Genomic DNA, 574 nt, shown 5'->3' with positions numbered 1-574 from the left:
CCAGATATGTTGATCGGCGCAGGCACTGTGCTCAATCGTGAGCAAGCTATTGCGGCTAAAGAGGCAGGCGCAACGTTTGTAGTCTCTCCTGGCTTTAACCCAAACACGGTAAGAGCCTGCCAAGAGATTGGTATTGATATCATTCCTGGGGTCAACAACCCGAGCACAGTAGAAGCCGCTCTAGAAATGGGCTTAACCACATTGAAGTTCTTCCCAGCTGAAGCATCAGGTGGCATCAATATGGTTAAGTCACTTCTTGCGCCTTATACGGATATTGAGATCATGCCGACAGGTGGCATTAACCCAAACAATATTAAAGACTACCTAGCGATACCTCGCGTGCTCGCATGTGGCGGTACTTGGATGGTAGATCAGAAGCTGATTGAAGAAGGCAATTGGGAAGAGCTGGCTCATTTAACTCGTGAAGCCGTTCAGTTAGTCAATTAAACCTAATGCAATAGCATTTTGACGTTATATCTAGCCCTCCTTTTGGAGGGTTATTTTATGGTTGAGCATTATTCTTTCAAAGTTAATATTTAATCGTGCTCGATAGCATCTTAAAAATAAAGGCTAA

Annotated in this window: 1 protein-coding gene; it reads left to right on the top strand. The window is 44.3% G+C overall.

Features of this window, described 5'->3' with window-relative positions; genetic code table 11:
* Positions 1 to 447 (top strand): bifunctional 4-hydroxy-2-oxoglutarate aldolase/2-dehydro-3-deoxy-phosphogluconate aldolase (eda, locus tag AB4486_RS25110; RefSeq protein WP_372119418.1); only part of this gene is annotated, 447 nt, incomplete at its 5' end.
* Positions 448 to 574 lie beyond the last annotated feature (127 nt).

It is taken from the genome of Vibrio sp. 10N.222.55.C6 (assembly GCF_041473395.1).
GTDB lineage: Bacteria > Pseudomonadota > Gammaproteobacteria > Enterobacterales > Vibrionaceae > Vibrio > Vibrio crassostreae_C.
This window is presented reverse-complemented; position numbering and strand designations above follow the sequence as displayed.